The organism is Otoolea muris (genome assembly GCF_943193115.1).
GTDB classification, from domain to species: Bacteria; Bacillota; Clostridia; order Lachnospirales; family Lachnospiraceae; genus Otoolea; species Otoolea muris.
Map to the genome: position 1 here is coordinate 1 of NZ_CALPCY010000143.1, position 1644 is coordinate 1644.

At 48.3% G+C, this 1644-nt stretch carries 1 protein-coding gene and 1 tRNA gene; one reads left to right on the forward strand and one right to left on the reverse strand.

Annotation, left to right across the window (positions count from 1 at the left end; genetic code table 11):
- The first annotated feature begins 22 nt into the window (after positions 1-22).
- A tRNA-Gly gene (locus tag NFS31_RS26665) sits at positions 23-94 on the forward strand.
- 142 nt (positions 95-236) lie between these two features.
- On the opposite strand, the gene NFS31_RS26670 is transcribed toward NFS31_RS26665, so the two are convergent.
- A complete protein-coding gene (locus tag NFS31_RS26670; RefSeq protein WP_251502087.1) occupies positions 237-1268 on the reverse strand; it encodes a site-specific integrase in 1032 nt (343 codons plus the stop codon).
- Positions 1269-1644: the final 376 nt, after the last annotated feature.

A 1644-nucleotide genomic window follows, 5' to 3' on the forward strand; every position in this document is an offset into this window, starting at 1 on the left:
ACCCCGATTAAAAAGCGAATAAGCACGAGTGGCTCAGTGGTGGAGTATCGCCTTGCCAAGGCGAGGGTCGCGGGTTCGAATCCCGTCTCGTGCTCTTTGAGGAAAGCCTTGTAAATACTGGATATATCCCGTAGTTACAAGGTTTTTTGATGTTCCGGACGGGAAAAATTTAAAATATCTTATCCCCAAATATAAAGCTTTTTGGGGGTATGTATCACACGGATATCACACGAAAATCACACGTTTTTCATTCCTCCAAAGTGCTCATTAATTTTTCTGTCCTGCTTTGCTTTCTCCAGGTCAATAACATTCCTGTACACGGTTTTCATAACGTTATCGCTGATCCATCCCCCGCGCTGTAATATGTACTGATCCGGTACTCCGATGGCATGCATGATGGACGCTGAATAGTGCCGGAGATCATGGAAGCGGAACCGGGGGATGTCAAGGCTGGTAATTGCTTTTATAAATCTTCCGGTAATCCGTGATGGGGTGGCTTTAATGATTCTGCCTTCGCGGCCGGAAAGCTTCCGGACAACAAAATCAGGGAATTCGATTTCCCGGTAGCTTCCATAGGTTTTTGGCTGCTTTACATACCATTGCCCGTCCGGCCCCTGAACCATGCTTTTGTTGACGGTTATGATCCGTCCTTTTATGTCCTTGTCCGTCAGGGCGCATATCTCCCCGCGCCGCATCGGGCCGAATGCCGCAAGCAGGACGGCGATCTCCAGTTCCGTCCCTTTGATATGTTCCAGGAGCTTCTTCACGTCTTCGTCAGACGGGCAGTAGAGATCTGGGCGCTTCTTTGCCGGCAGCGTGATTTTGAGATGAAGCTCCGGGGCAAACACATCCAGGGTGGCCGACAGGAGGCCATAGGCATTCCGGACGGTTTTGGGACTTAGTTCTGCAGCCAGATCGCTCACCCACGCCTGTACGATAAGATTGGTTATGCCGGACAGTTTAGTCTGTCCCAGGGTTCCGGTAAAATAATTCCTTCTGGAGCAGTCATATCCCCGCAGGGTGGCCGGGGATAATACAGCCCGCTTTACATCCATGTAGCGCCCTACAGCCTCGTATACGGTAATATCCTCCACAGGGGCCGGGGCTTTGCTTTTATTTGCCTTCCAGTCTGCGGCCATTGCCTGAGCCTGCTTTTTGGTGGGGGCCGTAAAGCTTTTGTAGTGTTTCTTCCCTTCCGCGTCGGTATAATCATATACCTGGATGCGGATGCTCCCGGATGGGAGGGCGTTCTTTTTCTTCTTTGCCATAATCAGTACCTCCTTTTTGGGTATAAAAATAACAGCCAGCGGATTTTCCGCTTGCATGGCTGCTCCGAAGATGGTACAATAATTTTGTATGTGATGTGCCATCTTCGGTATATCTAAAGCCGTTCGATGCTGGTAACATCGGGCGGTTTTTTAAATTGACAAATCATTCAATCTGGAATATAATATGCTTAACAGGAAGCCGGTAAGCCAGAGTAAAGCTGGCCACCTCGGTTTTCAAGTTACAGCTAAAAAATAGCGCCTCTACTTTGCGACGGTGAGGGCGCTATTTTTTATGTATCAAAACTAGCGTGATAACTGCGCAAAGCATAATTACAAAGGTAAAAAGACTATCATATGTAACATACATGGCAGATTG

What these genes read in the sequence shown, in the direction of transcription:
- NFS31_RS26670 (WP_251502087.1), bottom strand. Translation starts at nt 1,268, where the DNA reads ATGGCAAAGAAGAAAAAGAACGCCCTCCCATCCGGGAGCATCCGCATC.